Genomic DNA, 26,321 nt, shown 5'->3' on the forward strand with positions numbered 1-26,321 from the left:
GATAGTCAAATTAATAAATTTTAGTCTTACTTTCGTCTTTATTTTTCAGTCGTTTGATATTTTCTCTATGTGTAAAAAAGATCAAAACAAACATTATTATAAAAAAAACTACATTATTACTTTGTCCTGCGAGCAAAAGGTATGCTGGTATGGATAAAGCCCCAATGATTGAGGACAATGATGAGTACTTAGTTAAGATAAATATAATCATCCAGCTTATTGTGAAAATTCCTCCTAACAAAATATCTATAGAAAATAAAATTCCAACATATGTAGCAACACCTTTTCCACCCTTAAACTTAAGCCATACTGGAAATACATGACCTAAAAAGGCACATAATGAAGCTATAAATATCAATTCTGGAAAATTAATTTTGACATAAATAACAGGAATTATTGCTTTAGATATATCCAATATAAGTGTTGTATATCCTATAATTTTATTGCCAGTTCTTAATGCGTTGGTAGCACCTATATTACCAGAACCTATATCTCTAATATCTTTTTTTAAAAAAATTTTTGTTAAAACAAAACCAAATGGAATAGATCCCATAAGGTATGAGATTATACCTATTGTAAAATGTTCCATTATTATATTTTAAATAATTCCTTACCTTTTACAAATGTATTAGTTACTTTACCTTGAAGTTTTTTATCTTCTATTGAAGTATTTTTAGATTTTGAAACTAAATTTTCTTTTTTTACAATCCATGGTTTATCTAAATCAACTATACATAAGTCAGCATCACTTCCTATTGAAAGATTTCCTTTGTTAATACCCAAAATTTTTGCTGGATTAGATGTTAATGCTTGGATTATTGTTTCAAGTTTAACAGATCCATTGTGATAAAGTTCTAGACTTAATGATAAAAGCGTTTCTATACCAGAAGCACCTGTTGCTGCTTGAGAAAAAGTTAATCTTTTAGACTCTTCATCCTCTGGTTTGTGATCTGAAACAATTACATCTATAATTTTATCTTTTAATCCTTGAACAAGAGCCTCTCTATCTTCTTCTTTTCTTAAAGGTGGTGATAATTTTAAAAATGTTTTGAAGTCTCCAATATCATTTTCATTCAAAGAGAGATTATTTATTGACACACCACATGTAAACTTAATGTTGTTTTTTCTTTCTTTAATTACAGCCACTGATTTTGCAGATGAAATTTGTGATATGTGATATCTACATTTTACATTTTCAAGTAAAGTTAAATCTCTTTCAATTATAATTCTTTCAGCAATATCTGGTATCCCTGATAAACCAAGTTTGGTGGCTATTATACCAGAATTAATCATCCCATTTTTTGAGAGGTGATAATCTTCAGTATGTTGCATTATCAGGCATCCTAAATCTTTAGCTGAATTCATTATCTTGGACATCAAACTTGTATTTTGAATAGTTTTCACTCCATCTGTAAAACCAATTATACCCTTGTTTGCTAGTAGACCAAATTCAGTCATATTTGTACCCTCTGCATTTTGAGTTAGTGAAGCACAAGGAAATATATTAATTTTTGATTTATCTCTTCCTCTTCTTTTTAAAAAATCTACTATTGATACGTTATCTATAATTGGATCTGTGTTAGGCATTGTAACAACTGATGTTACTCCACCCGATAATGCTGCATTACTCAGGGTTCTAAAATTTTCCTTATATTCATAGCCAGGCTCACCAACAAATACTCTCATATCTACAAGCCCAGGAAATATATATTTACCTTTTAAATCTATTGGTTTTTCTCTTGTTGGCAAATTGTTGGTATTTACTTTTTTGCCTATAGCTTCAATTTTACCATCTTCACCAATAATTAAGCCTCCATTTTCATTTAATGAATTGTATGGGTCAATTATATTTGCATTTATAAAATATTGTTTTTTCATTTATTCACAAAAAATTTTTAAACAAGCCATTCTCACAGCCACACCAAGTTCTACCTGTTCTTTAATTACACTTTTGTTAATATCGTCCGCTAACCTTGTGTCAATCTCAATACCTCTGTTCATTGGCCCAGGGTGCATTATGATTGCATCTGGTTTTGCGTGATCCATTTTATCCGGTGTTAGGCCATAATATTCATAGTATTCACGGTTAGACGAAAGAAACGAACCTGTCATTCTTTCATTCTGTAATCTCAACATCATTACTATGTCACAATCTTTTAGACCCTTGTTCATATCTGTAAAAGTATTTACACCAAATTTTTCTATTTCTTTTGGCATTAGATTTGATGGAGCAATAATATTTACTTCTGCACCAAGCATTGTTAGTAAATAAATGTTTGATCTTGCAACTCTTGAATGAAGTATGTCACCACAAATTGCAATTTTAAGACCTTCAATTTTTTTTTTCCGATTAATAATTGTTAAAGCATCTAAAAGTGCTTGAGTAGGGTGTTCTCTTCTGCCATCACCTGCATTTAATACAGCACAATTAACTTTTTGTGATAATAGGTTACATGCTCCAGAGTCTTGGTGTCTAATAACAATTATATCAGGATGCATAGCGTTTAAAGTCATAGCGGTATCAATTAAAGTTTCGCCTTTTTTAATTGCAGAATTTCCCATATTCATGGACATTACATCAGCACCCAATCTTTTACCTGCTAACTCAAATGAGCTTTGTGTTCTGGTAGATGGTTCAAAAAATAGATTAATTTGAGTTTTGCCATTTAATACATTTAACCTTTTATTCTTACTTTGATTAAGCTTAATAAATGCCTGCGACTCATCTAAAATTAAATTAACATCATTAATTGATAAATCCTGGATACCTAACAAATGTTTTTGAGAGATTTTAATAGCTTTAGTTATTTTAGTTGCCATTAAAATTAACTCTATAACTATAAAGTGCCAATATGGCAAGAATTAATTATTTAAAAAATCGATTGCACCCTGGAGTATGAACGCCGCTGCATTTTGATCTATATTTTTTTCCCTTTTGGTAACATTTATATCAAGTTGACTGGATATATTAAAAGCACCTACGGTAGATAGTCTTTCGTCCCATAGGCAAACATTCACATCAATTGCCTGATCAATATTTTTTGATACATCATTTACTGATTGAGCAGATCTACCTAAAGACCCATCCATATTAATAGGATTACCAATTACTATTCCTTTAATATTATATTCGCTAATTATCTCCTTTAATTGGTCAATTAATTCATTTGTGTTTGTTTTGTTAATAGTTTTAAAGGGGGTTGCAATAGATTGTCTTTCATCACAGATAGATACTCCAATTCTTTTAGAACCAAGATCTAATCCAATTAATCTAGAGGGTTCAGACTGTTTTTTTTTTAAATCTTCAATAGTGATCATATTGTATATTTTTAACTTAAGTGATAGTTTGCGACATATTTAAATATCATATGAGCATTGATCTTAAAACAATAAAGCACATTTCTAAACTATCAAGAATTTCAGTTGATGAGCAAAAAGCTGAAAAACTTGCAGGTGATTTAAACTCAATTTTCAAATTTATTGAAAAATTGAATGAATTAAATACTGATAAAGTTGAGCCATTAACATCTGTAGCTGAAACAACTTTAAAATTTAGATCTGATGAAGTTAAAAATCAAAATATTAGAGAACAAATTATAAAAAATTCTCCTGAAGATAATGAAGATTTTTTTGTAGTTCCGAAAGTTGTTGAATAATGTCTGATATAACTTCTCAATCATTAACATCATTAGTCAAAAATATTAAAGAAAAAAAACTATCATCAGAAGATGTTACCAAAGCATTCGTTGAACGTTCAGAAAAATCAAAAGAATTAAATTCTTATATCTCAGAAGATTTTTCAAATGCTATCGAAAAAGCAAAAAAATTTGATCAAAAACCAAATTTTGATTTAAAACTTCCAGGAATTCCAATGGCAGTTAAGGATCTTTTTTGCACTGAAAATATTAGAACTACAGCAGGAAGTAAAATTTTAGAAAATTTTATTCCAACTTATGAATCTACAGTTACCCAAAATATTTGGAACGAAGGTGCCATCTTACTTGGTAAGTTAAACTGTGATGAATTTGCTATGGGCTCTTCTAATGAAACAAGTTTTTATGGAAATGTGCAAAACCCAATTGACAAAGGTTTGGTACCAGGTGGATCATCGGGAGGATCAGCGGCTGCCGTGAGTGGTCAACTAACACCGATTACTATAGGAACAGATACTGGTGGATCAATTAGACAACCAGCATCTTTTACTGGCACAGTTGGATTAAAACCTACTTATGGAAGCTGCTCTAGGTATGGAATAGTTGCCTTTGCATCTTCACTAGACCAAGCGGGACCAATGGCTCAAAATGTTGAGGATTGTGCATTGTTACAGGAAGTAATTAGTTCTTATGATAACAAAGATTCTACATCAATAGATTTTAAAAGAAATGAATATAGCAAAGACTTAACCAAAGATATTAAAGGAAAAAAAATAGGAATACCTAAAGAATATAGAGTAGAGGGCATGCCCAAGGAAATTGAAGAGTTATGGCAAAAAGGAATTGCGTATGCAAAAGATTGTGGTGCAGAGATAATTGATATTTCATTACCTCATACTAGTTACGCTTTACCAACATATTATATAGTTGCACCTGCAGAAGCTTCTTCAAATTTAGCACGATATGACGGTGTTAAATATGGTTTTAGAGCCAAAGGTGAAAATTTGATTGATATGTATGAAAAAACAAGATCGGAAGGTTTTGGTGATGAGGTACAACGAAGAATAATGATTGGTACGTATGTTCTATCATCTGGATATTATGATGCTTATTACCTTAAAGCACAAAAAGTTAGAAAATTAATTAAAAATGATTTTGATGAAGCCTATAAAAAAGTAGATGCAATTTTAACTCCATCAACACCTACATCAGCATTTAAAATCGGTGAAAAGAAAGATGATCCAGTTTCAATGTATTTAAATGATATTTTCACTGTACCTGTCAACTTAGCGGGATTACCTGCCATTTCTATCCCAGCTGGTCATGATACTTCAGGATATCCTTTAGGATTACAAATTATTGGCAAAGCATTTAAAGAACAAGAAATATTAAACCTAGCATATGCAATGGAAGATAAGATTAATTTTAAAAATAAAATCACTGACTGGTGGATTAAATAATGTCTAAAGATAATTCAGAATATTTAATTGAAAGATATGATAATGTTTATGAGGTTGTCATAGGGTTAGAGGTGCATGCTCAAGTGACTTCAAATTCAAAACTATTTTCATCCTCTTCGACAAAGTTTGGTGCCGAACCTAACACCCAAGTAAGTTTGGTTGATGCAGCATTTCCTGGAATGCTACCTGTAATCAATGAATATTGTGTAAAACAGGCAATAAAAACAGGAATTGGTTTAAGAGCTCAAATTAATAAAAGATCTGTTTTTGACAGAAAAAATTATTTTTATGCTGATTTACCTCAAGGTTATCAAATTTCCCAATTTAAATACCCTATAGTGGGAGAGGGGACTGTTGTTCTTGATATGCCCAATGGACAAAAAGAAGTTGGCATTGAAAGACTTCATTTAGAACAAGATGCAGGGAAAAGTATTCATGATATGGATCCACAAAACACACTAGTAGATTTAAATAGATCAGGTGTAGCATTGATGGAAATAGTTAGTAAACCGGATTTAAGAACTCCTGATGAAGTAAGTGCTTATATTAAAAAGCTAAGATCTATAATGAGATATTTAGATACTTGTGACGGTAATATGCAAGAAGGTTCTTTAAGAGCTGATGTAAACGTTTCAGTAAGATTAAAAGACTCAAAAGAACTTGGAACACGTTGTGAAATTAAAAATGTAAATTCTATTAAATTTATGCAAATGGCAATTGATTATGAGGCAAATAGACAAGTCGATCTAATTGAAGAAGGTAAATCTATTGACCAAGAAACAAGATTGTTTGATACAAAAAAAAATGAAACAAGATCAATGAGATCTAAAGAAGATGCTCATGATTATAGATACTTTCCAGATCCAGATTTATTACCATTAGAAGTTACAGATGAGTTTATAGAACAATTAAAAGTAGATATCCCAGAATTGCCTGATGATAAAAAGAAAAGATTTATAGATGAATTTAAATTGTCTGCTTATGAAGCAACAATATTAGTATCTGATATTGAAACTGCAAAATATTTTGAAGAAGTTGTTGCAAAAATGGGTAAGAACCGTGATATGAAATTAGCAGTTAACTGGATTACAGGTGAATTGTTTGCTGTTTTAAACGATAAAAATTTAGAAATATCCGAAAGCCCAATAAGTGCAAAAAATTTAGCAAAGTTAATTAATCTAATTAAAAATGGAACGATTTCTGGAAAAATAGGTAAGACAATATTTGAATTAATGCTTAGTGGGGATAAAGATCCCCAAGTAATTGTTGAGGAAAAAGGTTTGAAACAAGAAAGTGACCCTAAAGCTTTAGAAGCTTTAATTGATAAAATAATTAATGATAATCGTGAGAAAGCTATTGAATATAAGAACGGTAAAGTAAAACTATTTGGTTTCTTTGTAGGTCAAGCAATGAAAGTTTCTGGTGGTAAAGCAAACCCTCAATTAATAAATGAGATATTAAAGAAAAAGCTTTAATAAAAATGGGTGCAAACCTTGAAATAACAGAAAAATTACAAAATTATATTAATGATTTTGGATTAAAGTTAAATCCAATTCAGCAAGAAATAATTGATTACAATAATACATTAGGTGATATCAAAAGGATGCAAATTGATCCATCTCAATGCTATTTTTTGCATTTAATTGTAAAAATCTCAAATATAAAAAATGTACTAGAAATTGGAACTTTCACAGGATTAAGTGCACTCTCAATTTCACTAGCTTTACCAGAAGAGGGTAGACTGACAGCGCTTGATAAAAATGAAAAAACTAACAAGGTGGCATTAAATTTTTTTAAAAAAGCAAACCAAGATCACAAAATTAAAACAATAATAAAACCAGCTTTAGAAAGCTTAGAGGAACTTAAAAATAATAAATTTGATATGGTTTTTATTGATGCAGATAAAATGAATTACAAAGAATATTACGAAAGATCATTAAATCTAATTGACAAGGGTGGTTTAATAATTGTTGATAATGTTTTGTGGCATGGAGAAGTTGCTGATAAAGGAAATTTAGATAAATACACGACAAACATAAGAGAATTTAATACCCATGTTGCTAATGATAAGCGAGTTGAACAAATTATAATTCCTTTAGGAGATGGTATGACAGTTTGTAGAGTTTTATAATGTTTAAAGTTCTTGGTTTTTATAAATTTGTAAAAGTTACATTTTTAAAAAAGAAAAAAGATTCTATGCAAAGATTCTTTATTAAAAATAATATAAGAGGAACCATTATTATTGCTAAAGAAGGGTTAAATGGAACCCTATCAGGTAAAGTAAAAGATATAGAGAAAACAATTAAGAAACTTAAATCACTATTTTCTTTCAAGAATTTTGATAATAGCAATAATTCTAAATCTACTTTCCAACCTTTTCACAAACCTAAAGTAAAAATTAAAAAAGAAATTGTTCCAATGAATTTAACGTTAAATTCTAAAGAAAGAAATTTAGAAACTCATTTAGATCCAAAAGAATGGAATAAATTAATTAAAAAAAAAGATACCCATATTATTGATACAAGAAAGCCTTTTGAATTTGACGTAGGAACATTTAAAAAATCGGTAAATCCAAATGTAAATAATTTTAGAGATTTTCCTAAATATCTAAATAAATTAAAAAAAAACAAACCAGTAGCCATGTTTTGTACTGGTGGTGTTAGATGTGAAAAAACATCAGTATACTTAAAGAACAAAGGTTTCAAAAATATCTATCAATTAAATGGTGGTATTTTAAATTATCTCAAAAATACTAAGAAAAAAGATAGTATGTGGAAAGGTGAGTGCTTTGTTTTTGACAACAGAATCAGTCTTAAACACGGTTTAAGTGTTGGAAGCTATTTCATGTGCAGTGGATGTAGAAAACCAATTTCACCAAAAGACAAAAAATCAAAAAAATTTGAAGAAGGTGTTTCTTGCCCAAAATGTCACGATAATCTGACAAAATCTCAAAAGGCAAGATTTAGAATGAGACAAGAACAAATAAATCTTGCTAAAAAGAGTGGTTCAAAGCATATATTCCAAAAAGAATATAAATAAAAATAAATTGTCTAAACAAATAAATTTAACAAAAGATCCTATATGGGATCTTCTAAGAAAAGTAACCATCCCCGCAAGTGTTGGTTCGTTATTTCAAACCTTTTATAATTTAGTTGATACTTGGTTTGCAGGTAGAATTTCTGCTGAAGCTATAGGGGCAATTGCTAAATCTTTTCCTATATATTTTGTAATCATTGCTGTAGGTGTAGGTATTGGCGCTGCCACAAATGCTTGTATTGGTAATTTATTAGGTGAGAAAAAAATTAATAAGGCCTCACTATTTATTGCTCAATCCGTAGTTTTTGCAATTCTTACCTCTGTGATAGTAACTCTATTTGGTTTAAATGCTTCCAATTTTCTCTTAGGTGTAATGGGATCTGATGCAACAGGTATAACTCTTACAAGAGAATATTTAGATATTATTTTTTACGGTACATTCATTGTGATGATTCAAATTTCTTTGAATGGCGCCTTGAATGCGCAAGGTGATACTAAAAGTTATAGAAATGTATTAATTTTTAGCTTCTTTTTAAATATTTTTTTGAACCCATTATTTATATGGGGTTATGGATTTATACCAGCTTTTGGAATTGCTGGTCTTGCTATAGCAACTGTAATTTCACAATCAATAGGAACATTTTATTTAGCCTATAAGATCAATTCATGTAAATTAAAAAAATATTTATATATAAAGTGTTTTATTCCTAACTTTGATATGTTGAGAGAATTATTTTCTCAAGCCTTACCCATAATGTTTAGTATGCTGTTTATAGGTGTTGGTATATTCAATATTTTGTATTTTATTGGTCAATTTGGAGAACTAGCTACTGCTGGCTATGGTGCTGCTTTAAGAGTTGAGCAAGTGTTTTTATTACCAGTCATTGGTTTAAATACAGCGGTTCTTTCTATAGGGGGTCAAAATTTTGGAGCAAAAAAATTCAACCGAATAAGAGAATTATATTCAAAAGCTCTTTTGTTTGGCTCATCTTTTATGGTAGGAGCTGGAATAATATTATTTTTTGGTGCGGAAATTTTTGTATCACAATTTACAGATAATGTAGAAGCAATCAAACATGGTACTATTTATCTTAAAGTGGCTGCTTTGATAGGCCCAATTTATCCGGTGTTCTTTATCACAACAGCAGTATTTCAAGCTCTTAAAAAACCAATTTACAGCCTGTATTTAAGTATTTTAAGATTAACAGCATTTCCATTTTTGTCCTTATGGTATGTGATTAATATAAGGGGTGGTAATTATAATGATATATTTTATACAATAATGGTGACTAACTGGGTCATGGGTATTGCCTTAATCATCTTCATTGGATATTTCTTAAATAATGTATTTAAGCAAAAGAAAAGCCATTTTAGTTATTAGTGTTTCAGCGCTAGTTTTTTTTTTCACATATACCGACATTAAATCACAAGATATTAAAATAACGGATGGAGATACAATCAAGATTAATGGTGAAAAAATTAGATTTAGTGGCATAGATACACCAGAATTAAAACAAAACTGTATTAAAGAAGGTGAGATTAATCCTTGTGGAATAATAGCCAAACAAATTCTTACAGATAAGATTGGAAATAATAAAGTTATCTGTATTCGTGAAAGTAAAGATCAATATAAAAGAACTTTAGCAGAGTGTTTCGTAAATGATGAAAGTTTATCCAGTTATCTTGTTAGAAGTGGTTATGCATTTGCTTATAGAAGGTATTCAAAGAAGTTTATCCCAGATGAAGATTATGCGAGAATTAATAAAATTGGTATGTGGGACATGAAATTTAAGTATCCGTGGGATTATAGAAGAAATAATTAAAGTTTGATTGAAATTTCTATATGAATTATACATTTTAGTACTTTATGCCAAAAATATTTTCAATTTATGTAAATATAATAGACGCCATTTGCATTAAAGTAGGTAGGTTTGTGATGTATGGAGTTTTCTTCATGATGTTTCTTTTAATTTTATCATTTGTTACAAGAAATATTATCAATTACCCTTTGATGTGGATTATTGAAATGGCCCAATTTACCATTACTGCTTATTATCTTTTAGGTGGCGGTTATTCAATGCTAGCAGATGATCATGTAAGAATGGATTTGTTTTATGGAAAGTTATCAAAAAAAGGAAAAGCTAAAATGGATATTTTTACAAGTTTTTTTCTTATTTTCTATTTAGCTATTTTGTTTTTTGGATCAATAACTAGTTTAATTTATACTATTGAGACAAAACAAAAACTTTTTACTGCTTGGGCCCCATATGTTTGGCCAATCAAAACTTTAATGCTAATAGGAATTTTGTTAATGCTTCTTCAAGCCTTTTCTTCATTGTTTAAAAATATAGCTAACGTAACAAATAGAAAAATATAATTATGTTAGCTCAATATTTAAGTTATGAATTTATTGCTCTTTTTATGTTTGTAACAATGCTTGTTATGATGTTTACAGGACAAAGAGTTTTTGGTGCTATTGGCTTTGTTGCTGCGGCTTCAGCCTTATTGATTTGGGGTGATGGATCTATTGAAATGCCTTATACCGCGACATGGAAACTTTTTAAGTGGTACCCAATGTTAACTTTGCCATTATTTATTTATATGGGTTTTATGATTTCAGAATCAGGAATTGCAAGTGACCTTTATAAAATGTTTCATGTTTTATTTGGTGGATTAAAAGGAGGTTTGGCTATTGGTACAATGTTCATGATGGTCGCAATTTCAGCTATGAATGGTTTAAGTGTTGCCGGTATGGCAATAGGTGCAACTATAGCGATACCTGAAATGCTAAAAAGAAATTATGACAAAAGAATGATCACGGGTGTTGTTCAGGCAGGTAGTTCGCTGGGTATTTTAATTCCACCAAGTGTTGTCATGGTTTTATATGGAATGATTGCGCGTCAACCTGTTAGCAAATTATGGATGGCTGGAATTTTACCAGGATTATTAATGGCCTCTTTATTTTTAATATATATTTATGTGAGATGTAAATTACAACCAGAACTTGGACCCCCATTACCAAAAAAAGATAGAAATATTTCAACTTTAGAAAAAATTAAATTACTTAAGGCAGGAGTAATACCTTTTTTAATTTTTTTTCTTATGACAGGATTATTCTTAATGGGTATCGCAAGCTTAGTTGAATGTTCTGCAGTAGGCGCATTACTAGCAACATTAGCTTCTATCTTTAAAAAAAGGTTCAACAGAAAAGTATTAGATGCTACTTTAAAAAAGACATTAGGTGTTTCTTGTATGTTTATGTGGATAATATTAGCAGCTTTAACTTTTGGTGCTGTATTTGATGGATTGGGGGCGGGGAGAGCTATTGAAACATTATTTATTGAAAGATGGCAACTTTCGCCATGGGGTGTTTTAATTATGATGCAACTTTCATATATTCTCATGGGAATGTTTTTGGATGACACGGCTATGTTGGTAATAGTTGCGCCTCTTTATGTACCATTGATCATCGCATTAGGTTTTGATCCAATTTGGTATGGTGTTCTTTATACGATTACTTGTCAAATTGCTTACATGACACCACCATTTGGATATAATTTATTTTTAATGAGAGCCATGGCTCCAAAAGAAATTTCTTTACAAGATATTTATAGTTCAATAGTTCCATTTGTTTTAATAATGGTCTTTGGCTTAGCCATTGTCATGATTTTCCCTGAGATTGCCACATATCTTCCTGAAAAGTATTTATCAAGATAAAATTCAACTTATAGTTTAATTAAATTTTTTTTATAAAATTTATTTATTAAAAAAATAAATATTAAGTTTCATATCATCTAAATTTATAATAGTCTTTTAACTTAACTTACGTAAAGGAGATCACGTGAAAAAAAATAAAAAAATAATAACGAGCAAGAGGCGTTCGTTTATTAAGAAAGCAGGTTTACTAACGTTAGGAGCTGCAGGTGCTACTACTATTAAAGCGCCTTATGCTTTTTCTGCAACAAACCCGATTAAATGGAGATTACAGACTTATTCTGGTGCTCCTCTTGGTGCGCACGTTATCAAACCACAAATAGAAGCATTTAATAAAGCTGCTCATGGTGAAATGGAAATTGAACTTTATTATGCAGATCAATTAGTTCCAACTGATGAGCTGTTTAGAGCTATGCAGGCGGGCACACTTGATGCGGTGCAAAGTGATGATGCTACAATGGGATCTCCAGTCGATATTTCTGTTTTTGGAGGATACTTCCCATTTGCAACCAGATATAGCTTGGATGTACCAGCTTTATTTAAATACTATGGTTTAAATGAAATTTGGGATGAAGCTTATAGTGAAGTTAAAGGTGTTAAATGGTTAAGTACAAGTGCTTGGGATCCATGTCATCTTTTCACTGTTAAGAAAAAAGTTACTTCTTTAGCAGATATGAAGGGATTAAGAGTATTTGGTGTCCCTACAGCTGGTAAATTCTTAGCTCAATATGGCTTAATTCCAGTAACTGTTCCTTGGGATGATGTTGAAGTTGCTATGCAAACAGGAGAACTTGATGGAGTATGCTGGTGTGGATTTACAGAAGCATATGAAGTGGGTTGGGCTGACATTTGTAAATATGCACTAACTAACTCTGTTACAGGAGCTTGGTTTGGTTCTTATTTTGCTAACCAAAAAAGTTGGGATAAATTAAGTCCTAAACTTCAAGCACTTTACAGAATGTCTATTAATGATTTACACTATTATAGACAAGTTTGGTATTGGGGTGGAGAAGCTAAACTTCGTGTTGAAGGTAAGAAGATGGAGCTTACAAGTTTACCTGATAACGAATGGGGAAGAGTTGTAGAAGATTCCAAAAAGTTTTGGGATGATACTTCAAAAATTAGTCCTCGTGCTAAAAAAGTTGTTGATGCATTCAAAGCTTATGCTTCAACAATGGATAAAGCAGGATATCCTTACAGATAAAGATTATAATTTTAGGCGCCTTTTTTTTAAAGGCGCCTAATTAAAATTAAGGCTTTGATGTAATACCACCATCAACAATCAGTTCGGTCCCAGTAATATAACTAGCTTGATCACTTAGTAAAAACATAGAGGCATTTGATATATCCTCAGGTTTACCAACTTTTTTTAATGGGATAAATTTTTCTAAATTTTTTTTTGCTTTAGGGTTTTTTTTCCATCTAATTTGCATTCCAGTATCTATAGGTCCAGGTAAAATTATATTTGATCTAATTTTGTTTCCAGCAAACTGAATTGCAAAAGATTTAGAAAGTCTTATCATAGCAGCTTTTGATGCCCCATATGCATCTTGAGGTTTATCATCACCTGATAAGGCGTCTATAGAAGAAATATGAACCATTGATCCAAAATTATTTTTAATCATTTTAGGAACAATAATTTTTGAAAGGAAAACCATTGGCTTTAAATTGACTTGAAAAACTTTATCCCAAATTTTATCATCTATATTAATGGCCGATACATCTTTATCAAACCAAAGAACACCAGTAGTGTTGACCAAATAATCTATACTTTTGTTCTTTTTGTAAAATTTATCGATATGAGTTTTCATCGACTTAAAATTTGTTACATCTACTTTTTTAAATTCACAATTTTTATTTTTTTTTAAAAAATCATAACTAGGACTTTTAAGGTCCAACATTAAAACAGAAATATTATTTTGAGATAATTTTTTGGAAATTTCTAAACCCATTCCACCAGATGCACCAGTAATTATAGCTGATTTTCCTTTGTAACTTAATTTCATGTTATTGTTCTTTTCTTAAATGAAAACTTTTCGGAGCTGTTAATTTTTCATAAGCAATCTCAGATAATGAGCAGCCTTTTCCAGTTTCTTTAACACCAGTCCAAGAAAGAGCTGGATCTAAATAATCACATCTGTTCATATAGAAAGTACCCGTTTGAACTTGGTTACCTATTTTTTCAGCTACACCTATGTCCTTAGTCCAGATAGAAGCTGTTAAACCGTAGGGACTGTCATTCATCAATTTTATAGCTTCGTTTTCATCTTTAACTTTCATTATACCCACACATGGTCCAAAAGTTTCCTCTGTCATAAAACTCATATCATGATTAACATTAATTAAGACTTGAGGTACTAAATAATTTTTATGTTGATTGGGGAAATTAAATTTACTTTCATCAATCATTTTTTTTGCTCCCTTATCAATAGCATTATTCATTTGATTTAAGATAAAATCAGCAGCTGATAATTTTACAACCGGGCCTAAATTAGTATCTTTATCTAAAGGGTTACCAAGTTTATAATTATAAGTTTTTGAAGCAAATAGTTCTATAAAATTATTATAAATTTTTTCATCAACATAAATTCTTTCAATTCCACAACAAGATTGACCAGAATTAAAAAAAGACCCATCTACTAAATTTTCAACTGTTTTTTCTAAATCACAATCGTGTCTTGCGTATGCCGGATCTTTACCACCTAATTCTAAAGCCATATCTATGAACTTACTGTGAGTTGCTCTTTGTACATCATATCCAGCTTTTACCGATCCAGTAAATGAAACAAAGTTAATTCGTTTATCAGAAACTACTTTTAGACTGTCTTCATGATTTAAATGCAGGTAATTGAAAACATCTTTGGGTAAAGTTTTTTTTGCTGATTCATATAATTGTTCAGCACACAAAGGTGTTTGTGCAGAATGTTTAAGGATGACTGTATTACCTGATGCCATTGCTGGTATTATGGAGTTAACAGCAACTAGATATGGATAATTCCAAGGTGCGATTACAAATACTACTCCTAAAGCCCTTCTTTTAATAAAACTTTTAAAATTACTATCTTTAGCTACATCAATATTTTCTAATTTTTTTTCTGCTATTGATAACATGTAGTCAGCTCTTTCTTTAAAACCATTTAATTCACCAGCAGCTTGTGAAATAGGCCTTCCTATTTGTCTACTTAATTCCTCACTTATCATGTCACCTTTAGATAAAAAATCTTCAACAAATTTTGTTAATAGTTTAACTCTTTCTTTAACATCTAGTTCAGCCCAAGATTTTTGTGCTTTCATTGAATTATTTATAGTTTGTTCAATTTTGTCAGAGTGATATTTTCTCTCAACATAAACAGTATTATCAATAGGTGTAATTGTTTTTTGCATAAATATTTTAGTTAAAATTGATTAAGAAAATGATATACAACATCTAATTTCATATAACAGTAAATATTATTATGCAAAAATTCAACTGGAATTATCCAACTACAATGTGGGTAGGTGAAAATAGAATTAATGATATTGCCTTAGCTTGTCAAAACTTAGGTATTTCAAAACCATTGTTAGTAACAGACAAAGGTTTGGCTGAAACCGATATTGTGAAAAATACTTTAACAATATTAAAAGATAATAAGATTTCTACAGAATTATATTTTAATGTTGTTGGTAACCCGACAGGAACAAATGTAACTGAGGGTGCCAATTATTATAATAAAAACAATTGTGATGGAGTAATAGCTTTTGGCGGTGGTAGTGGCCTAGATGTTGGTAAAGCTATTGCGTTTATGTCCGGGCAAACATTGCCATTATGGGATTTTGAAGACGTAGGCGATAACTGGACTAAAGCTAATTCTAATAAAATTGCTCCAATTATTGCTGTTCCAACAACTGCTGGTACTGGTTCTGAAACAGGACGTGCATCTGTAATTTTAAATGAAGAAACAGGTGTAAAAAATATAATTTTTCATCCTAAATTTTTGCCATCAATAGTTATTCTTGATCCAGTTTTAACACTTGGTTTACCTGCAAAAATTACTGCTGCAACAGGAATGGATGCTTTAGCTCATAATTTAGAAGCTTATTGTGCTCCAGGATACCATCCGATGGCCGATGGTATAGCTCTAGAAGGTATGAGAATAATTAATGAATGGTTACTTGAAGCTGTTAACAATGGCTCAAATATAGAAGCACGTCAAAATATGCTTACAGCTGCAAGTATGGGATCAACTGCATTTCAAAAAGGATTAGGTGCAATTCATTCATTGAGCCATCCTGTAAATGCCTTAAATAATATTCATCATGGTTTATCCAATTCAATATTCATGCCTTATGTATTAACTTTCAATAAGAGTGTTATTGAAAAGAAGATAATAAAAATTTGTGATTACTTAGAACTTAATGAACGATCTTTTGATGGTTTTGTTAAATGGGTTTTAGATTTAAGAAAAAAACTAGATATGCCTCACAAACTATCTGATGTGATTGATGAAAAGGATTTTGATCTTGATAGGTTGTCAGAAATGGCTTTAGCAGATCCCTCTACAGGTGGTAATCCAAAAAAATTGAGCAAAGAAGATATGAAAATAATGTATCAACATAGTATGACTGGCGAATTGTTTAAATGAGCAATTTAAATATTTTAATTGTTGAGGGTAATATTAGAGAAGATAGTGAGTTCTTTATTAAAGCTGCTGGGGCCTCGGCAGCAGACAATTTAAGAAATTTAATTTTAAAAATAGATCCGTCAACAAATGCAGAAATTATAAATCCTGGTCATGACGATGAAACAAGTAATGCCATTAAAAATATGAGTAAATATAATGGTATTATTTTTACAGGTGGTGCAATGAGAATAAATGATATGACCGATGTGATTAAAAAACACATTAATTTTGCATCTAATTGTTTTAATCAAAATAAGAAGATCCTAGCAATTTGTTGGGGATTACAAGTTTGTACGACAGCAGCAGGCGGTAAGGCAAATCCTGGAAAAAATGGTGCACATATTGGAATTGCATCTGATGTGATCATTAACAATGAAGGTCATAAACATTTTATATATAAGGATAAAAAAGATAAATTTACAACACCAGCATTTAATTTTGATGAAGTTAGTGAATTACCAAAAAATGCTACTCTTTTATCAAGTGATAAAGTTAATAATGTAATGGGTATGAGTTTTAAGGTAGGAAATTCTGAGATTACAGGCTTACAATATCATCCAGATTATGAATATTATCAGATGATTAATCTAATTGCAGGCCGTAAAGAGAGATTATTTAAAAATAAAAATTTTTTAAATGAAGAAGAATATCAAAAACATATTTCATATATAAAAGCTGAAAATGAATTATTAAATTTTGAAGATCGAACTTGCGAAGTTAGGAATTGGCTAAATTATATTAAGTAAAATTTATTTATCTTTTAGTCTTTTTTCAAGTTTTCTTACAAAAAATGAAACAATCAGAATAAGAACTAAGTATTCTAGTATTAAAAAAGTATAAATTTCCAAAGGTCTATAGGTTGTGACTACCAATTCATTTGCTTTTCTGGTCAAGTCACCAATACCAATTATTGATACTAATGAAGACATTTTTAATACATAAACAAATTGGTTCCCTATAGCGGGTAAAATATTTTTTATTGCTTGAGGAAGTATTACCAACCTTAATCTTTTGAAAAAATTTAGACCTAATGAACTCCCAGCTTCCCATTGTGCTTTCTTAATTGAATTTATACCAGCTCTAAAAATTTCTGCCTGAAAGGCACTTTCACTTATAGCCAACGCAATTATTCCAGAAACAAATGGACTAAAACTAATACCTGTCATTATTGGTAATCCATAGTAAATCCATAAGATTAAAACTAATAATGGCACAGCTCTTACAATCTCAACATAGCCAATATTAATAAAGGTTAAAAATTTATTTTTAGCCAAAGAGGGGATAGCAATTATCAAACCTAGTAACATCGATATAACAATCGATATTACAGAAATATAGATAGTAGTTGTTAAACCACTTAATAAAAATTTTAGATTTGTTAGTCCCTCAACATTATTTGGTGAAATAATAAACCACCCTAATTCTTGATTTGTACAAGAAGAGAATGGAATTAATAAAAGTAAAAAAAAAATATTTTTCACTCTAAAGTTATAGAGAATTAAAAATAAATATCTAACTGATTATAAGCTTTTAAGATTATATTTAGTTAATAATTTTTGAAAGAAACCAGAATTTTTTTTCTTTTCAATCCAGTCACTTACATAATTATTCCATTTAGTATCTGTTTTAGGAACCATCATAGCTAGAAAAGCAGGATTTTTTTCACCATCTTGAACAATTGCTAATTGAGGATATTTAATCACTAATTTGTTAGCCTCTGTTGAACTAGTAATATTTCCGTCAGCTCTACCCGCTAAAACTTCTTGAAAATCTCTAGCTGGAGCCTCAACTGATTTTAAAGTAGATTTTGGAAAAAATTCTTTTGCTTTTTGCTCTTGAGAAGTTCCAAGTGTAGTTGCTATTTTAACACCATCTTTATTCAATGAGTCCCAAGTTGAAAATTTGTTTAAATTCTTTTTAAGCACAAGTGGCACTGTACCATACTTATAATATGTAGAAGTAAAGCCAGCAACTTCTGCTCTTTTAGCCGTTTTAGTAACGCTTGTTGAAATATCATATCTGCCAGAAGTAATTCCTGAAACTATAGTCTTCCATTCTGTTGGAACAAAACTAACTTTTACGCCCATGTCCTTAGCTAATTCATTCATTACATCGATATCAAAACCTTTGTATTTATTTGTTGCAGGATCTTTCATTGTCATTGGATCCCAATCTCCTGTGGTTCCAACTTTTAATTCACCAGATGCTAATATTTGATCTAATTTTGAGTCTGCGTTAACTGAAAAGGGTAAAAGCACTATAAGTGCAAGTAAAATAAGTTTTTTCATGACTTCTTTTAACCAAAAATAATTAAGAATAACCTTATAACCTTGACGCACTATCATTTATCCAAGAGTACAAATGCTCAGAAAATGAACGTCTAACAAATAAATTAGCTAAATTTTCACCTTTATTATGAATTATTACATCAATACTGTTTAGCAATGTTTGTGTAGTAGACCCTTTTTTTTCTTTAAAATCATTAAAATTAAACGGACTACCGGAGGAAAATAGCTCATATATATTTGCTCCCTTCAATTCTAACATCACAAGCTGATCAGTGACATCTACAACTGCGCCCAAACTAGTTTTTGAAATACTATTGTACAGATCTTCTTCAAGATCATATTTATTTGTATCTTTTTCAATTTTATCATTTGATACAACCAACCATTCATCAGGACTAAGCCAAATAGATGTGAGTTTTGAGCTAGAAGAAGATGTATTTGCTTCTGTCGGTAAAATCATATCTAGATGTTTTCCAACTGTAGTAAAGAATTCTCTTTTACTTCCTCGTAAATTAAGTTTCATTATAGGAGATATTTCTTTTATGGATAAATCGTTATAATTAATCTGATTATCAATCGGTGAATTATAATTAAGCATTTAACCTCTTATTTTCTGTGTCAAAAAAGACTGGATTTTCTATAGTGACATTGATTGTTTTATCTTCCATTGGAATAAATAATTTTTTTCCCATCATATTTTTTCCACCTCTCACAACAGCTAAAGCAATAGATTTTTTTAAATTTGGACTGTAGTAACTTGAGGTTACATGACCAAGCATATTAACTGGAGATTGATTTAAATCAGAAACGATTTGAGCGCCTTCTTCTAAAACTATATTTGGATCATCTGTTAAAAGTCCAACTAATTGTTTACGCTCTTCTTTCATGGTATCAGATCTATAAAGTGATCGTCTACCGATAAAATCATATTTCTTTTTGCTTACTATCCAATCCATTTGAAGATCAATAGGTGTCATCGTTCCATCAGTGTCTTGACCCACTATTATAAATCCTTTTTCTGCTCTTAATAAGTGCATAGTCTCAGTTCCATATGGAGTGATGTTAAACTCCTTACCAGCCTCAATACATTTTTCCCAAATAGCTTTACCATAATTAGATTGAACATTGATTTCATAACTATGCTCACCAGTAAAACTAATTCTCATAATTCTACATTTAATATTTCCAATCTGAGCATTTTTAAATGACATATGAGGGAAACTCTCTTCAGATAAATCTAAATCAGTAATTAATTTATTTAATATTTTCTTACTATTTGGGCCACAAATACTAGCTGTAGCAAAATGATCAGTGACAGAAGTTAAATAAACATCTAGTTCAGGCCATTCTGTTTGTAGATAATCTTCAAGTTTACCCAATACGTTTGCGGCTCCACCTGTTGTTGTTGTCATTAAGTAGTGATTTTCTCCAAGTCTTGTTGTGACACCATCGTCATAAACCATTCCATCTTCATTAAGCATCAAACCATATCTGCATTTACCTATACCAAGTTTTGACCAGGCATTTGTATAAACCCTGTTTAAAAACTCTGAAGCATCAGTACCTTGAATATCAATTTTACCTAAAGTTGATGCATCTAATATTCCAGCACTTTCTCTTGCGGCCGTGCTTTCTCTTTGAACTGCTTCATGCATTGTTTCACCATTTACAGGGTAATACCAAGCTCTCTTCCATTGACCAACATTTTCAAATTCAGCTTTATTTTCTATGTGCCAATCGTTCATAGGAGTTCTTCTAAAAACATCAAAATATTCACCAACGTTTCTTCCAACAATTGTTCCAAATGTTAAAGGTGTGTAGGGTGGCCTAAAAGTTGTAGTTCCAAGTTCACTCATTTTTACACCAGCCGTATCAGCTATTATTCCAAGTGCATGCATATTTCCAAGTTTACCTTGATCTGTTCCCATTCCAGTTGTTGTGTATCTTTTTACATGTTCAATTGATCTAAAACCTTCTCTCAAGGCTAATTTTATATCTTTAGCTGTTGCATCATTTTGATAATCAACAAAAGGTTTAGTTTTCCCAATTGGTTTATCTGATGGTAATAACCAAATATTTCTTTTTGAATTTTCTTCTTCGCTTTCTATCAAGATATTGTCAAAATCTGTCTTATCAACTTTTAAAAATTGTTTTAAATTAGTTGATAAATTACTAATAATTTCTTTTAACTTAAAATCACCATTACAAGAGCCAACACTCAATTGTTCAGACGGATATTTATTAGGCAAAAATACGTTATCATTTTCATCAAATTTTAATTTTCCACCTGATTGTGTAAATAAATGAACGGCTGGTGTCCAACCACCGGCAACACCCAGACAATCACAAGAAATATTTACTTTATTACCGGTAACAGACAAACCGTCATTAGATAACTTCATGGCAGAGATATTGTTTAGTCGTTTATAACCTCTTGTATCAACTATTGTATGAGACCAATGAATTTTAATACCTGCTTCTTCTACAGCTTTTACAATCTTTGAATTTGAACTTTCTCTAATATCAATTATTGCTTCAACATTTATTCCTTTGTTGTGAAGACAAAAAGCACTTTCGTAAGCACTATCATTATTTGTAAAAAAAACATTTTTTTTACCAGAAATTACGCCATAAAAATCTGCATATTTTTTTACTGCTGATGAAAGCATAATTCCAGGTCTGTCATTATTATTAAAGATCAGTGGTCTTTCTAAAGCACCTGTTGCAAGAATAACTTTTTTAGCTCTTATTTTTAAAAGTCTTTGTCTAATTTTTCCTTGTTTATCTTTCTTCTCTAAATGATCTGTTAAGTTTTCTCTTGCTAATAAATAATTGTATCCATGAAACGCAGCAACACTAGTTCTTGTTTTAATTTCAAGATTTTTTATATTTCTTAATTCTTTTATTTCTTTTTTAAGCCAATCAGATGAATTTTGATTTTCAATCTTATTAAATTCTCTGTTTTGATAAATTGTTGATCCACCCAATTCATTTTTTTCATCAACGAGTAAGGTTTTTAAGTTATTTTTAGCAGCATTTCTTGCAGCCAATATTCCTGAAATACCCGCCCCAACTACTAGTACATCGCAATGAATATATCTATGATCATACACATCGGGGTCTCTTTCAGTTGGTGATTTGCCTAATCCAGCTGAGTGCCTGATAACATATTCATATTTTTCCCAGAAACTTGCGGGCCACATGAAAGTTTTATAGTAAAATCCAGCTGGTAAAAAAGCTGAAATAGCATTATTAATTCCTCCTATATCGAAATTAACACTAGGCCAACAGTTCTGGCTAGAAGCTTCCAAACCCTCGTAAATTTCTACTTCCGTAGCTCTAACATTAGGTTCCGTTCTATTTGTGCCATCACTTATTTGAACAATCGCATTTGGTTCTTCAGAACCAGCTGTCATTATTCCTCTTGGTCTGTGATATTTGAAACTTCTCCCAACTAAATGAACATTGTTTGCAAGTAGGGCTGATGCAAGCGTATCTCCTTTAAACCCATGATAATTTTTTCCATTAAATTTAAAAGAAACTCTTACAGTTTCATCAATAAATTCACTCGGTTTTACTCTAAAATCAGTCGACATATTATTCAGCGGGGGGTTTTTCACCCATCTTATAAATTAATTTAATTTGATCATTAGATGTATCTCTAACCATATTAAACCATTTTCTACATCCGTGTGCATGGTTCCATCTTTCAAATTGAATACCTTTAACATTTTTTCTCATGAACAAATATTCTGCCCATTCATCATCACTTAATTCAGTGGGCTGTTTTGGTCTTTCTATATGAGCTTCTCCACCAGCTTTAAATTCCTGATGATCTCGCTCTCCACAATATGGACAATTTATTAAAAACATTAATGAGCAACCGCTGCAGCACCATGTTCATCAACAAGGTCACCACTTATAAATCTATTTAAATTAAATGCTGCATTAAGTTTATGAGGCTCATCATTAGCTATTGTATGAGCAAATAAATCTCCAGAACCTGGTGTTGCTTTAAATCCACCTGTTCCCCAGCCACAATTAAAATAAAGCCCTTTAACAGAAGTCTTACTTAATATTGGACTAGCGTCTGGACAAATATCTACAATTCCTCCCCATTGTCTAAGCATTCTCATTCTACTAAAAATTGGATAAAGTTCTAAAATTGCATTTAATGTTCCCTCTACAATTTGATGACTTCCTTTTTGTGAGTAAGAAACATAATCATCAGTACCTGCACCTATAACCAGCTCTCCTTTATCAGATTGACTAACATAAGCATGCACTGCATTTGACATAACAACTGTATCAATTATTGGTTTAACAGGCTCTGATACTAAGGCTTGCAAAGGTTTACTTTCAAGAGGCAATTTTAATCCTGCCATGTTTGCTATAACACTTGAGTGTCCAGCGGCAACCACTCCAATTTTTTTAGTTTTTATAAAACCTTTTGTAGTTTCAATACCATCGACACTATCTCCGTTTCTACTAATTCCCTTAACTTCACAATTTTGAATTATATCAACACCCATTTCATCTGCTCCTCTGGCATAACCCCATGCAACAGCATCATGTCTCGCTGTGCCAGCTCTTCTTTGTAATGTGCCACCTAATACAGGGTATCTGATGTCAGGTGATGTATTTATAATAGGACAAAATTTTTTAACTTCTTCTGTACTGAGATAAACAGCGTCTATACCATTCAATCTGTTAGCATGAGTTCTTCTTTTTAAATCTCTCACATCTTGCAAATTATGAGCAAGATTCATTACACCTCTCTGGCTAAACATTACATTGTAGTTTAGTTCTTGAGATAAACCCTCCCAAATTTTTAAAGCATGATCGTAAAGACCAGCACTTGCATCCCATAAATAATTTGATCTAATTATTGTAGTATTTCTCCCAGTATTACCTCCACCAATCCATCCTTTTTCAACAACAGCAATATTTTTCATGTTATGTTTTTTTGCCAAGTAATAAGCTGTTGCTAATCCATGACCACCTCCACCAACAATAACAGCATCATATTCTTTTTTTGGAGCTGGGTCTTTCCAAGCTCTCTGCCAATTCTCATGATGTGAAAGAGCATTTTTTATCAAAGAAAATACTGAATACTTATTTTTCATAATTATCGAATAATTACTTTATAAATATTGAATTTTCAATACAATCACTTAATACACTATGTCATACGGAAGAGTGGGTGAGAGGCTGAAACCAGTCGTTTGCTAAATGACCGTGCGAGGAAACTTGTACCGAGGGTTCGAATCCCTCCTCTTCCGCCATTAAAATAGAGGCTGGTCTCTGAAAAAGTCTTTCATTAGGATAGGTTTTTTTTCTAGGATATATCTATAAACATTGTAATTTTCTAAGACACGTTGAACATAGTTTCTTGTCTCTCTAAATTTTATCAACTCAACCCAATCAACATAATTAATTTGATTTTTTTGCGGATTTTTATTTAATTTTTTCCAATATTTAACTCTATTGGGACCAGCATTGTATGCTGCCACAGCAAAAGGGTAGGCACCATCGTATTGTAAAATTAAACCAGCAATATAGTGAGACCCTAAATTTATATTATATTCTGGATCAGTAGTCAGTCTTGATTTTGAATAGGGAAGTTTAGCTTGTTTGGATACTAACTTTGCAGTGTAAGGCATTAACTGCATTAATCCTTTTGCTCCTGCATGACTGTTAGCACTTAAGTCAAATTCACTCTCTTGTCTTATAATAGACAAAATAAAAGCACTTTCTGGAATTGTTCGTCCATTTATAGTTTTTGGTGTGCTAATTATTGGGTAGTTATATTTATTATGAAATCTTTTTTGATAAGATGATATTTTAGAAATTTGTATTGCAAAATCATATCTTTCAATATTGGTTGCAAGTTCAGCAGCTAAAACCTCACTTCCTTTTCCAATATTATCATTTGCTAAATGTCTTAAAACAAACTTTGTATATTTATCTTTTTTTAATTCATCCAAAAGAAAGGTTATTTTCACTAATTCCTTATTAAAAAAAATATATCTATATTTATTGTCAACCAACATATCTTTATTTAGCTCAAATTTTTTATTTGGATTTAATTTTAAAAAAGCTAATTGACCATAGTAAGTAGTAAGATATTTTGCAGCCTCTTTATACCAAGTAATTGATTGTTCACGATCACCTAATTTTTCAAAAGTACGTCCTAACCAAAACGCACCACGAGAGGTACTTATAGGATAATTAACATTGTTATAAAAATTTTTAAAATGATCTTTTGCAATTAATGGATCATTTAAAAAACTTAATGCTATCCAACCACTCATCCATTCAGCAGCAGCATAATCAGCACCTTCTACCATTCCATGATTGCTTGAAATTTTATAAGCATTTTCATATTTTTTCTCGTAAATAAGAGCTCTGGATATAATTTCTCGCTCTTTCCACCATTTTTCAGGACGCACTAAATACTCTTTGTTATTTTTGATTTTTAATAAAATTTCAACAGAAGAGTCTACACGACCTCTTTTTCTTCTCCATTTAAGCCTATCATAATTTAAGCCCGCATCATTTTTGAATTTATCAGGAACATTTTTTATTGCTTGATCTACACCATAACCTTTTGTCATTAAAATTTGTCTAGCTGTATATAAAAGTTCATAATCTTTAGGTAGATACCTCAATAATCTTTTTAAACCCCAGTACTTACTATTCCAAGCTAGGTTATCAGCTCTTTTAATGTAATCATCGGCATTAAGGTATTTTTTAAATTTTTTTCTAAAAAATTTTAATTCATTTTTTGATAAATCTGCTGTAATCCATCCGTCTTTAATAAGCTTAATTCCCTTGGTTTTATCTCCAATTAAAATTAAACTTTCACCTAATATCATCATTCCATAGCCACTTGATGGGTTATTTCCATCAAACCAGTTAATGATCTTTTTTGGAGATATTTTTGCTGTAGATAATTTGTGTTCAGCAAGAAATCTTAATCTACTAATTCTTGGATATTGACTATTCTGATCAATAAAAACCTTGTAATCATAGAATGAAGCTTGATTACCTGCTGTTAAAAGATATCTCCATTTAATAAAATTATATATAGATTTATCTTTTGCTTTTTTTGCAATTTTAAGCGAAGAGGTCCATCTACTTTTTTGCATTTCAGAAATTGCTTTTTTTGCAATACTAAAATCTTTTTTGCTATAATATTTAGATAATTTGACACGTGTTGTGGCTTTTTTTCCTGCTACGGTTGGTTTTTTTTTGGGAATTTTAAAAGATAAATTTGAAATTTTTTTGGGTTCAACTGTTATTTTTTTTTCGACAGTTTTTTTTTGATTTTTGTTTGGTTTTTTTATGGGTTTAAGAATATTCTTGGATATCTTTTTATTTAATTCATCCCTTGATAAATCTGGTTTTTTTAAAGGAATAATAGATATGACTTCTGCTGACACATGATTGAAATTTGTTAAAGTTGATATGATTAAAGATATAAATAATAATATTTTCAGCATAATC

The 26,321-nt window shown here is 30.6% G+C and carries 25 protein-coding genes and 1 tRNA gene; 13 read left to right on the forward strand and 13 right to left on the reverse strand.

Features of this window, described 5'->3' with window-relative positions; genetic code table 11:
• Positions 1 to 10: 10 nt before the first annotated feature.
• From plsY to ruvX, 4 genes are read right to left on the reverse strand one after another with little or no spacing between them, the layout of a single operon-like run.
• On the reverse strand, positions 11 to 589 hold the full coding sequence (gene plsY, locus ACIJYG_RS02860) for a glycerol-3-phosphate 1-O-acyltransferase PlsY (RefSeq protein ID WP_435098340.1): 579 nt from the start codon (positions 587 to 589) through the stop codon (positions 11 to 13).
• 2 nt (positions 590 to 591) lie between these two features.
• Entirely contained in the window at positions 592 to 1,878 is a 1,287-nt protein-coding gene (gene pyrC / locus ACIJYG_RS02865; protein WP_435098343.1) for a dihydroorotase, read from the reverse strand.
• Positions 1,879 to 2,820, reverse strand: a complete 942-nt coding sequence (locus ACIJYG_RS02870) for an aspartate carbamoyltransferase catalytic subunit (protein ID WP_435098346.1) — start codon at positions 2,818 to 2,820, stop codon at positions 1,879 to 1,881.
• 42 nt (positions 2,821 to 2,862) lie between these two features.
• Positions 2,863 to 3,318 carry a Holliday junction resolvase RuvX gene (gene ruvX, locus ACIJYG_RS02875; protein ID WP_435098349.1) on the reverse strand — a complete coding sequence of 152 codons (456 nt, stop codon included), beginning with the start codon at positions 3,316 to 3,318 and terminating at the stop codon, positions 2,863 to 2,865.
• Between the two features lie 50 nt (positions 3,319 to 3,368).
• Here ruvX and gatC point away from each other — a divergent pair, with 50 nt between their 5' ends.
• From gatC to ACIJYG_RS02925, 10 genes are all read left to right on the forward strand, one after another.
• Positions 3,369 to 3,656, forward strand: coding sequence for an Asp-tRNA(Asn)/Glu-tRNA(Gln) amidotransferase subunit GatC (gatC, locus tag ACIJYG_RS02880; RefSeq protein WP_435089018.1), 288 nt, complete (start codon positions 3,369 to 3,371; stop codon positions 3,654 to 3,656).
• Positions 3,656 to 5,113: an Asp-tRNA(Asn)/Glu-tRNA(Gln) amidotransferase subunit GatA gene (gatA, locus tag ACIJYG_RS02885; RefSeq protein ID WP_435098352.1), complete on the forward strand. Its 1,458-nt coding sequence runs from the start codon at positions 3,656 to 3,658 to the stop codon at positions 5,111 to 5,113. Before gatC ends, gatA begins: the two co-directional genes overlap by 1 nt.
• Complete coding sequence (gene gatB / locus ACIJYG_RS02890; RefSeq protein ID WP_435098355.1) at positions 5,113 to 6,588, forward strand: Asp-tRNA(Asn)/Glu-tRNA(Gln) amidotransferase subunit GatB; 1,476 nt, start codon at positions 5,113 to 5,115, stop codon at positions 6,586 to 6,588. Before gatA ends, gatB begins: the two co-directional genes overlap by 1 nt.
• 5 nt (positions 6,589 to 6,593) lie before the next feature.
• On the forward strand, positions 6,594 to 7,244 hold the full coding sequence (locus ACIJYG_RS02895) for an O-methyltransferase (RefSeq protein WP_435098358.1): 651 nt from the start codon (positions 6,594 to 6,596) through the stop codon (positions 7,242 to 7,244).
• Positions 7,244 to 8,152, forward strand: coding sequence for a rhodanese-related sulfurtransferase (locus ACIJYG_RS02900; protein WP_435098361.1), 909 nt, complete (start codon positions 7,244 to 7,246; stop codon positions 8,150 to 8,152). Before ACIJYG_RS02895 ends, ACIJYG_RS02900 begins: the two co-directional genes overlap by 1 nt.
• 7 nt (positions 8,153 to 8,159) lie before the next feature.
• Complete coding sequence (locus ACIJYG_RS02905) at positions 8,160 to 9,530, forward strand: MATE family efflux transporter (RefSeq protein ID WP_435089028.1); 1,371 nt, start codon at positions 8,160 to 8,162, stop codon at positions 9,528 to 9,530.
• The gene (locus ACIJYG_RS02910; protein WP_435098364.1) at positions 9,493 to 9,972 is read left to right on the forward strand and encodes a thermonuclease family protein; all 480 of its coding nucleotides are present in this window, start codon (positions 9,493 to 9,495) and stop codon (positions 9,970 to 9,972) included. The genes ACIJYG_RS02905 and ACIJYG_RS02910 overlap by 38 nt, the downstream gene beginning before the upstream one ends.
• 44 nt (positions 9,973 to 10,016) lie before the next feature.
• Positions 10,017 to 10,526 (forward strand): TRAP transporter small permease subunit, encoded by a 510-nt coding sequence (locus tag ACIJYG_RS02915; protein WP_435089031.1) that lies wholly within the window; start codon positions 10,017 to 10,019, stop codon positions 10,524 to 10,526.
• A gap of 2 nt (positions 10,527 to 10,528) precedes the next feature.
• Complete coding sequence (locus ACIJYG_RS02920) at positions 10,529 to 11,866, forward strand: TRAP transporter large permease (protein WP_435089033.1); 1,338 nt, start codon at positions 10,529 to 10,531, stop codon at positions 11,864 to 11,866.
• 124 nt (positions 11,867 to 11,990) lie between these two features.
• A complete protein-coding gene (locus ACIJYG_RS02925; RefSeq protein WP_435098367.1) occupies positions 11,991 to 13,067 on the forward strand; it encodes a C4-dicarboxylate ABC transporter in 1,077 nt (358 codons plus the stop codon).
• Positions 13,068 to 13,113: 46 nt separating this feature from the next.
• Here the strand turns inward: ACIJYG_RS02925 and ACIJYG_RS02930 are convergent, their stop codons facing one another.
• Both ACIJYG_RS02930 and ACIJYG_RS02935 read right to left on the reverse strand, forming a co-directional pair.
• Positions 13,114 to 13,869 carry an SDR family NAD(P)-dependent oxidoreductase gene (locus ACIJYG_RS02930; protein WP_435098370.1) on the reverse strand — a complete coding sequence of 252 codons (756 nt, stop codon included), beginning with the start codon at positions 13,867 to 13,869 and terminating at the stop codon, positions 13,114 to 13,116.
• A gap of 1 nt (position 13,870) precedes the next feature.
• Complete coding sequence (locus ACIJYG_RS02935; protein WP_435098373.1) at positions 13,871 to 15,247, reverse strand: aldehyde dehydrogenase family protein; 1,377 nt, start codon at positions 15,245 to 15,247, stop codon at positions 13,871 to 13,873.
• A 71-nt stretch (positions 15,248 to 15,318) separates the two neighbouring features.
• On the opposite strand from ACIJYG_RS02935, the gene ACIJYG_RS02940 reads away from it, so the two are divergent.
• Together ACIJYG_RS02940 and ACIJYG_RS02945 are read left to right on the forward strand one after the other, a co-directional pair.
• A complete protein-coding gene (locus tag ACIJYG_RS02940) occupies positions 15,319 to 16,485 on the forward strand; it encodes an iron-containing alcohol dehydrogenase (protein ID WP_435098376.1) in 1,167 nt (388 codons plus the stop codon).
• Positions 16,482 to 17,270 (forward strand): glutamine amidotransferase-related protein, encoded by a 789-nt coding sequence (locus tag ACIJYG_RS02945; protein ID WP_435098379.1) that lies wholly within the window; start codon positions 16,482 to 16,484, stop codon positions 17,268 to 17,270. The genes ACIJYG_RS02940 and ACIJYG_RS02945 overlap by 4 nt, the downstream gene beginning before the upstream one ends.
• A 3-nt stretch (positions 17,271 to 17,273) precedes the next feature.
• Here ACIJYG_RS02945 and ACIJYG_RS02950 read toward each other — a convergent pair whose 3' ends face one another.
• The 6 genes from ACIJYG_RS02950 to ACIJYG_RS02975 are packed head-to-tail and all read right to left on the reverse strand — an operon-like array spanning position 17,274 to position 23,938.
• A complete protein-coding gene (locus ACIJYG_RS02950; protein ID WP_435098381.1) occupies positions 17,274 to 18,005 on the reverse strand; it encodes an amino acid ABC transporter permease in 732 nt (243 codons plus the stop codon).
• 39 nt (positions 18,006 to 18,044) lie between these two features.
• Positions 18,045 to 18,812, reverse strand: coding sequence for a transporter substrate-binding domain-containing protein (locus tag ACIJYG_RS02955; RefSeq protein WP_435098384.1), 768 nt, complete (start codon positions 18,810 to 18,812; stop codon positions 18,045 to 18,047).
• A gap of 34 nt (positions 18,813 to 18,846) precedes the next feature.
• The gene (locus tag ACIJYG_RS02960) at positions 18,847 to 19,410 is read right to left on the reverse strand and encodes a sarcosine oxidase subunit gamma family protein (protein WP_435098387.1); all 564 of its coding nucleotides are present in this window, start codon (positions 19,408 to 19,410) and stop codon (positions 18,847 to 18,849) included.
• A complete protein-coding gene (locus ACIJYG_RS02965) occupies positions 19,403 to 22,408 on the reverse strand; it encodes a sarcosine oxidase subunit alpha family protein (protein ID WP_435098390.1) in 3,006 nt (1,001 codons plus the stop codon). Before ACIJYG_RS02965 ends, ACIJYG_RS02960 begins: the two co-directional genes overlap by 8 nt.
• Position 22,409: 1 nt before the next feature.
• The gene (locus ACIJYG_RS02970) at positions 22,410 to 22,685 is read right to left on the reverse strand and encodes a sarcosine oxidase subunit delta (RefSeq protein ID WP_435098393.1); all 276 of its coding nucleotides are present in this window, start codon (positions 22,683 to 22,685) and stop codon (positions 22,410 to 22,412) included.
• Positions 22,685 to 23,938 (reverse strand): sarcosine oxidase subunit beta family protein, encoded by a 1,254-nt coding sequence (locus tag ACIJYG_RS02975; protein ID WP_435098396.1) that lies wholly within the window; start codon positions 23,936 to 23,938, stop codon positions 22,685 to 22,687. Before ACIJYG_RS02975 ends, ACIJYG_RS02970 begins: the two co-directional genes overlap by 1 nt.
• A gap of 67 nt (positions 23,939 to 24,005) precedes the next feature.
• Between ACIJYG_RS02975 and ACIJYG_RS02980 the strand changes: the two genes are divergently transcribed.
• A tRNA-Ser gene (locus tag ACIJYG_RS02980) sits at positions 24,006 to 24,097 on the forward strand.
• Here the strand turns inward: ACIJYG_RS02980 and ACIJYG_RS02985 are convergent.
• Positions 24,098 to 26,317, reverse strand: a complete 2,220-nt coding sequence (locus ACIJYG_RS02985; RefSeq protein WP_435098399.1) for a lytic transglycosylase domain-containing protein — start codon at positions 26,315 to 26,317, stop codon at positions 24,098 to 24,100.
• Positions 26,318 to 26,321 lie beyond the last annotated feature (4 nt).

This window comes from Candidatus Pelagibacter bacterium nBUS_27 (assembly GCF_051200985.1).
Classification (GTDB): domain Bacteria; phylum Pseudomonadota; class Alphaproteobacteria; order Pelagibacterales; family Pelagibacteraceae; genus Pelagibacter.

What these genes read in the sequence shown, in the direction of transcription:
- ACIJYG_RS02900 (WP_435098361.1), top strand. Translation starts at nt 7,244, where the DNA reads ATGTTTAAAGTTCTTGGTTTTTATAAATTTGTAAAAGTTACATTTTTA.
- ACIJYG_RS02940 (WP_435098376.1), top strand. Translation starts at nt 15,319, where the DNA reads ATGCAAAAATTCAACTGGAATTATCCAACTACAATGTGGGTAGGTGAA.
- gatB (WP_435098355.1), top strand. Translation starts at nt 5,113, where the DNA reads ATGTCTAAAGATAATTCAGAATATTTAATTGAAAGATATGATAATGTT.
- ACIJYG_RS02870 (WP_435098346.1), bottom strand. Translation starts at nt 2,820, where the DNA reads ATGGCAACTAAAATAACTAAAGCTATTAAAATCTCTCAAAAACATTTG.
- ruvX (WP_435098349.1), bottom strand. Translation starts at nt 3,318, where the DNA reads ATGATCACTATTGAAGATTTAAAAAAAAAACAGTCTGAACCCTCTAGA.
- gatC (WP_435089018.1), top strand. Translation starts at nt 3,369, where the DNA reads ATGAGCATTGATCTTAAAACAATAAAGCACATTTCTAAACTATCAAGA.
- ACIJYG_RS02910 (WP_435098364.1), top strand. Translation starts at nt 9,493, where the DNA reads ATGTATTTAAGCAAAAGAAAAGCCATTTTAGTTATTAGTGTTTCAGCG.
- ACIJYG_RS02965 (WP_435098390.1), bottom strand. Translation starts at nt 22,408, where the DNA reads ATGTCGACTGATTTTAGAGTAAAACCGAGTGAATTTATTGATGAAACT.
- ACIJYG_RS02985 (WP_435098399.1), bottom strand. Translation starts at nt 26,317, where the DNA reads ATGCTGAAAATATTATTATTTATATCTTTAATCATATCAACTTTAACA.
- ACIJYG_RS02970 (WP_435098393.1), bottom strand. Translation starts at nt 22,685, where the DNA reads ATGTTTTTAATAAATTGTCCATATTGTGGAGAGCGAGATCATCAGGAA.
- ACIJYG_RS02935 (WP_435098373.1), bottom strand. Translation starts at nt 15,247, where the DNA reads ATGCAAAAAACAATTACACCTATTGATAATACTGTTTATGTTGAGAGA.
- ACIJYG_RS02915 (WP_435089031.1), top strand. Translation starts at nt 10,017, where the DNA reads ATGCCAAAAATATTTTCAATTTATGTAAATATAATAGACGCCATTTGC.
- plsY (WP_435098340.1), bottom strand. Translation starts at nt 589, where the DNA reads ATGGAACATTTTACAATAGGTATAATCTCATACCTTATGGGATCTATT.
- ACIJYG_RS02975 (WP_435098396.1), bottom strand. Translation starts at nt 23,938, where the DNA reads ATGAAAAATAAGTATTCAGTATTTTCTTTGATAAAAAATGCTCTTTCA.
- ACIJYG_RS02945 (WP_435098379.1), top strand. Translation starts at nt 16,482, where the DNA reads ATGAGCAATTTAAATATTTTAATTGTTGAGGGTAATATTAGAGAAGAT.
- ACIJYG_RS02920 (WP_435089033.1), top strand. Translation starts at nt 10,529, where the DNA reads ATGTTAGCTCAATATTTAAGTTATGAATTTATTGCTCTTTTTATGTTT.
- ACIJYG_RS02960 (WP_435098387.1), bottom strand. Translation starts at nt 19,410, where the DNA reads ATGCTTAATTATAATTCACCGATTGATAATCAGATTAATTATAACGAT.
- ACIJYG_RS02955 (WP_435098384.1), bottom strand. Translation starts at nt 18,812, where the DNA reads ATGAAAAAACTTATTTTACTTGCACTTATAGTGCTTTTACCCTTTTCA.
- ACIJYG_RS02930 (WP_435098370.1), bottom strand. Translation starts at nt 13,869, where the DNA reads ATGAAATTAAGTTACAAAGGAAAATCAGCTATAATTACTGGTGCATCT.
- gatA (WP_435098352.1), top strand. Translation starts at nt 3,656, where the DNA reads ATGTCTGATATAACTTCTCAATCATTAACATCATTAGTCAAAAATATT.
- ACIJYG_RS02895 (WP_435098358.1), top strand. Translation starts at nt 6,594, where the DNA reads ATGGGTGCAAACCTTGAAATAACAGAAAAATTACAAAATTATATTAAT.
- pyrC (WP_435098343.1), bottom strand. Translation starts at nt 1,878, where the DNA reads ATGAAAAAACAATATTTTATAAATGCAAATATAATTGACCCATACAAT.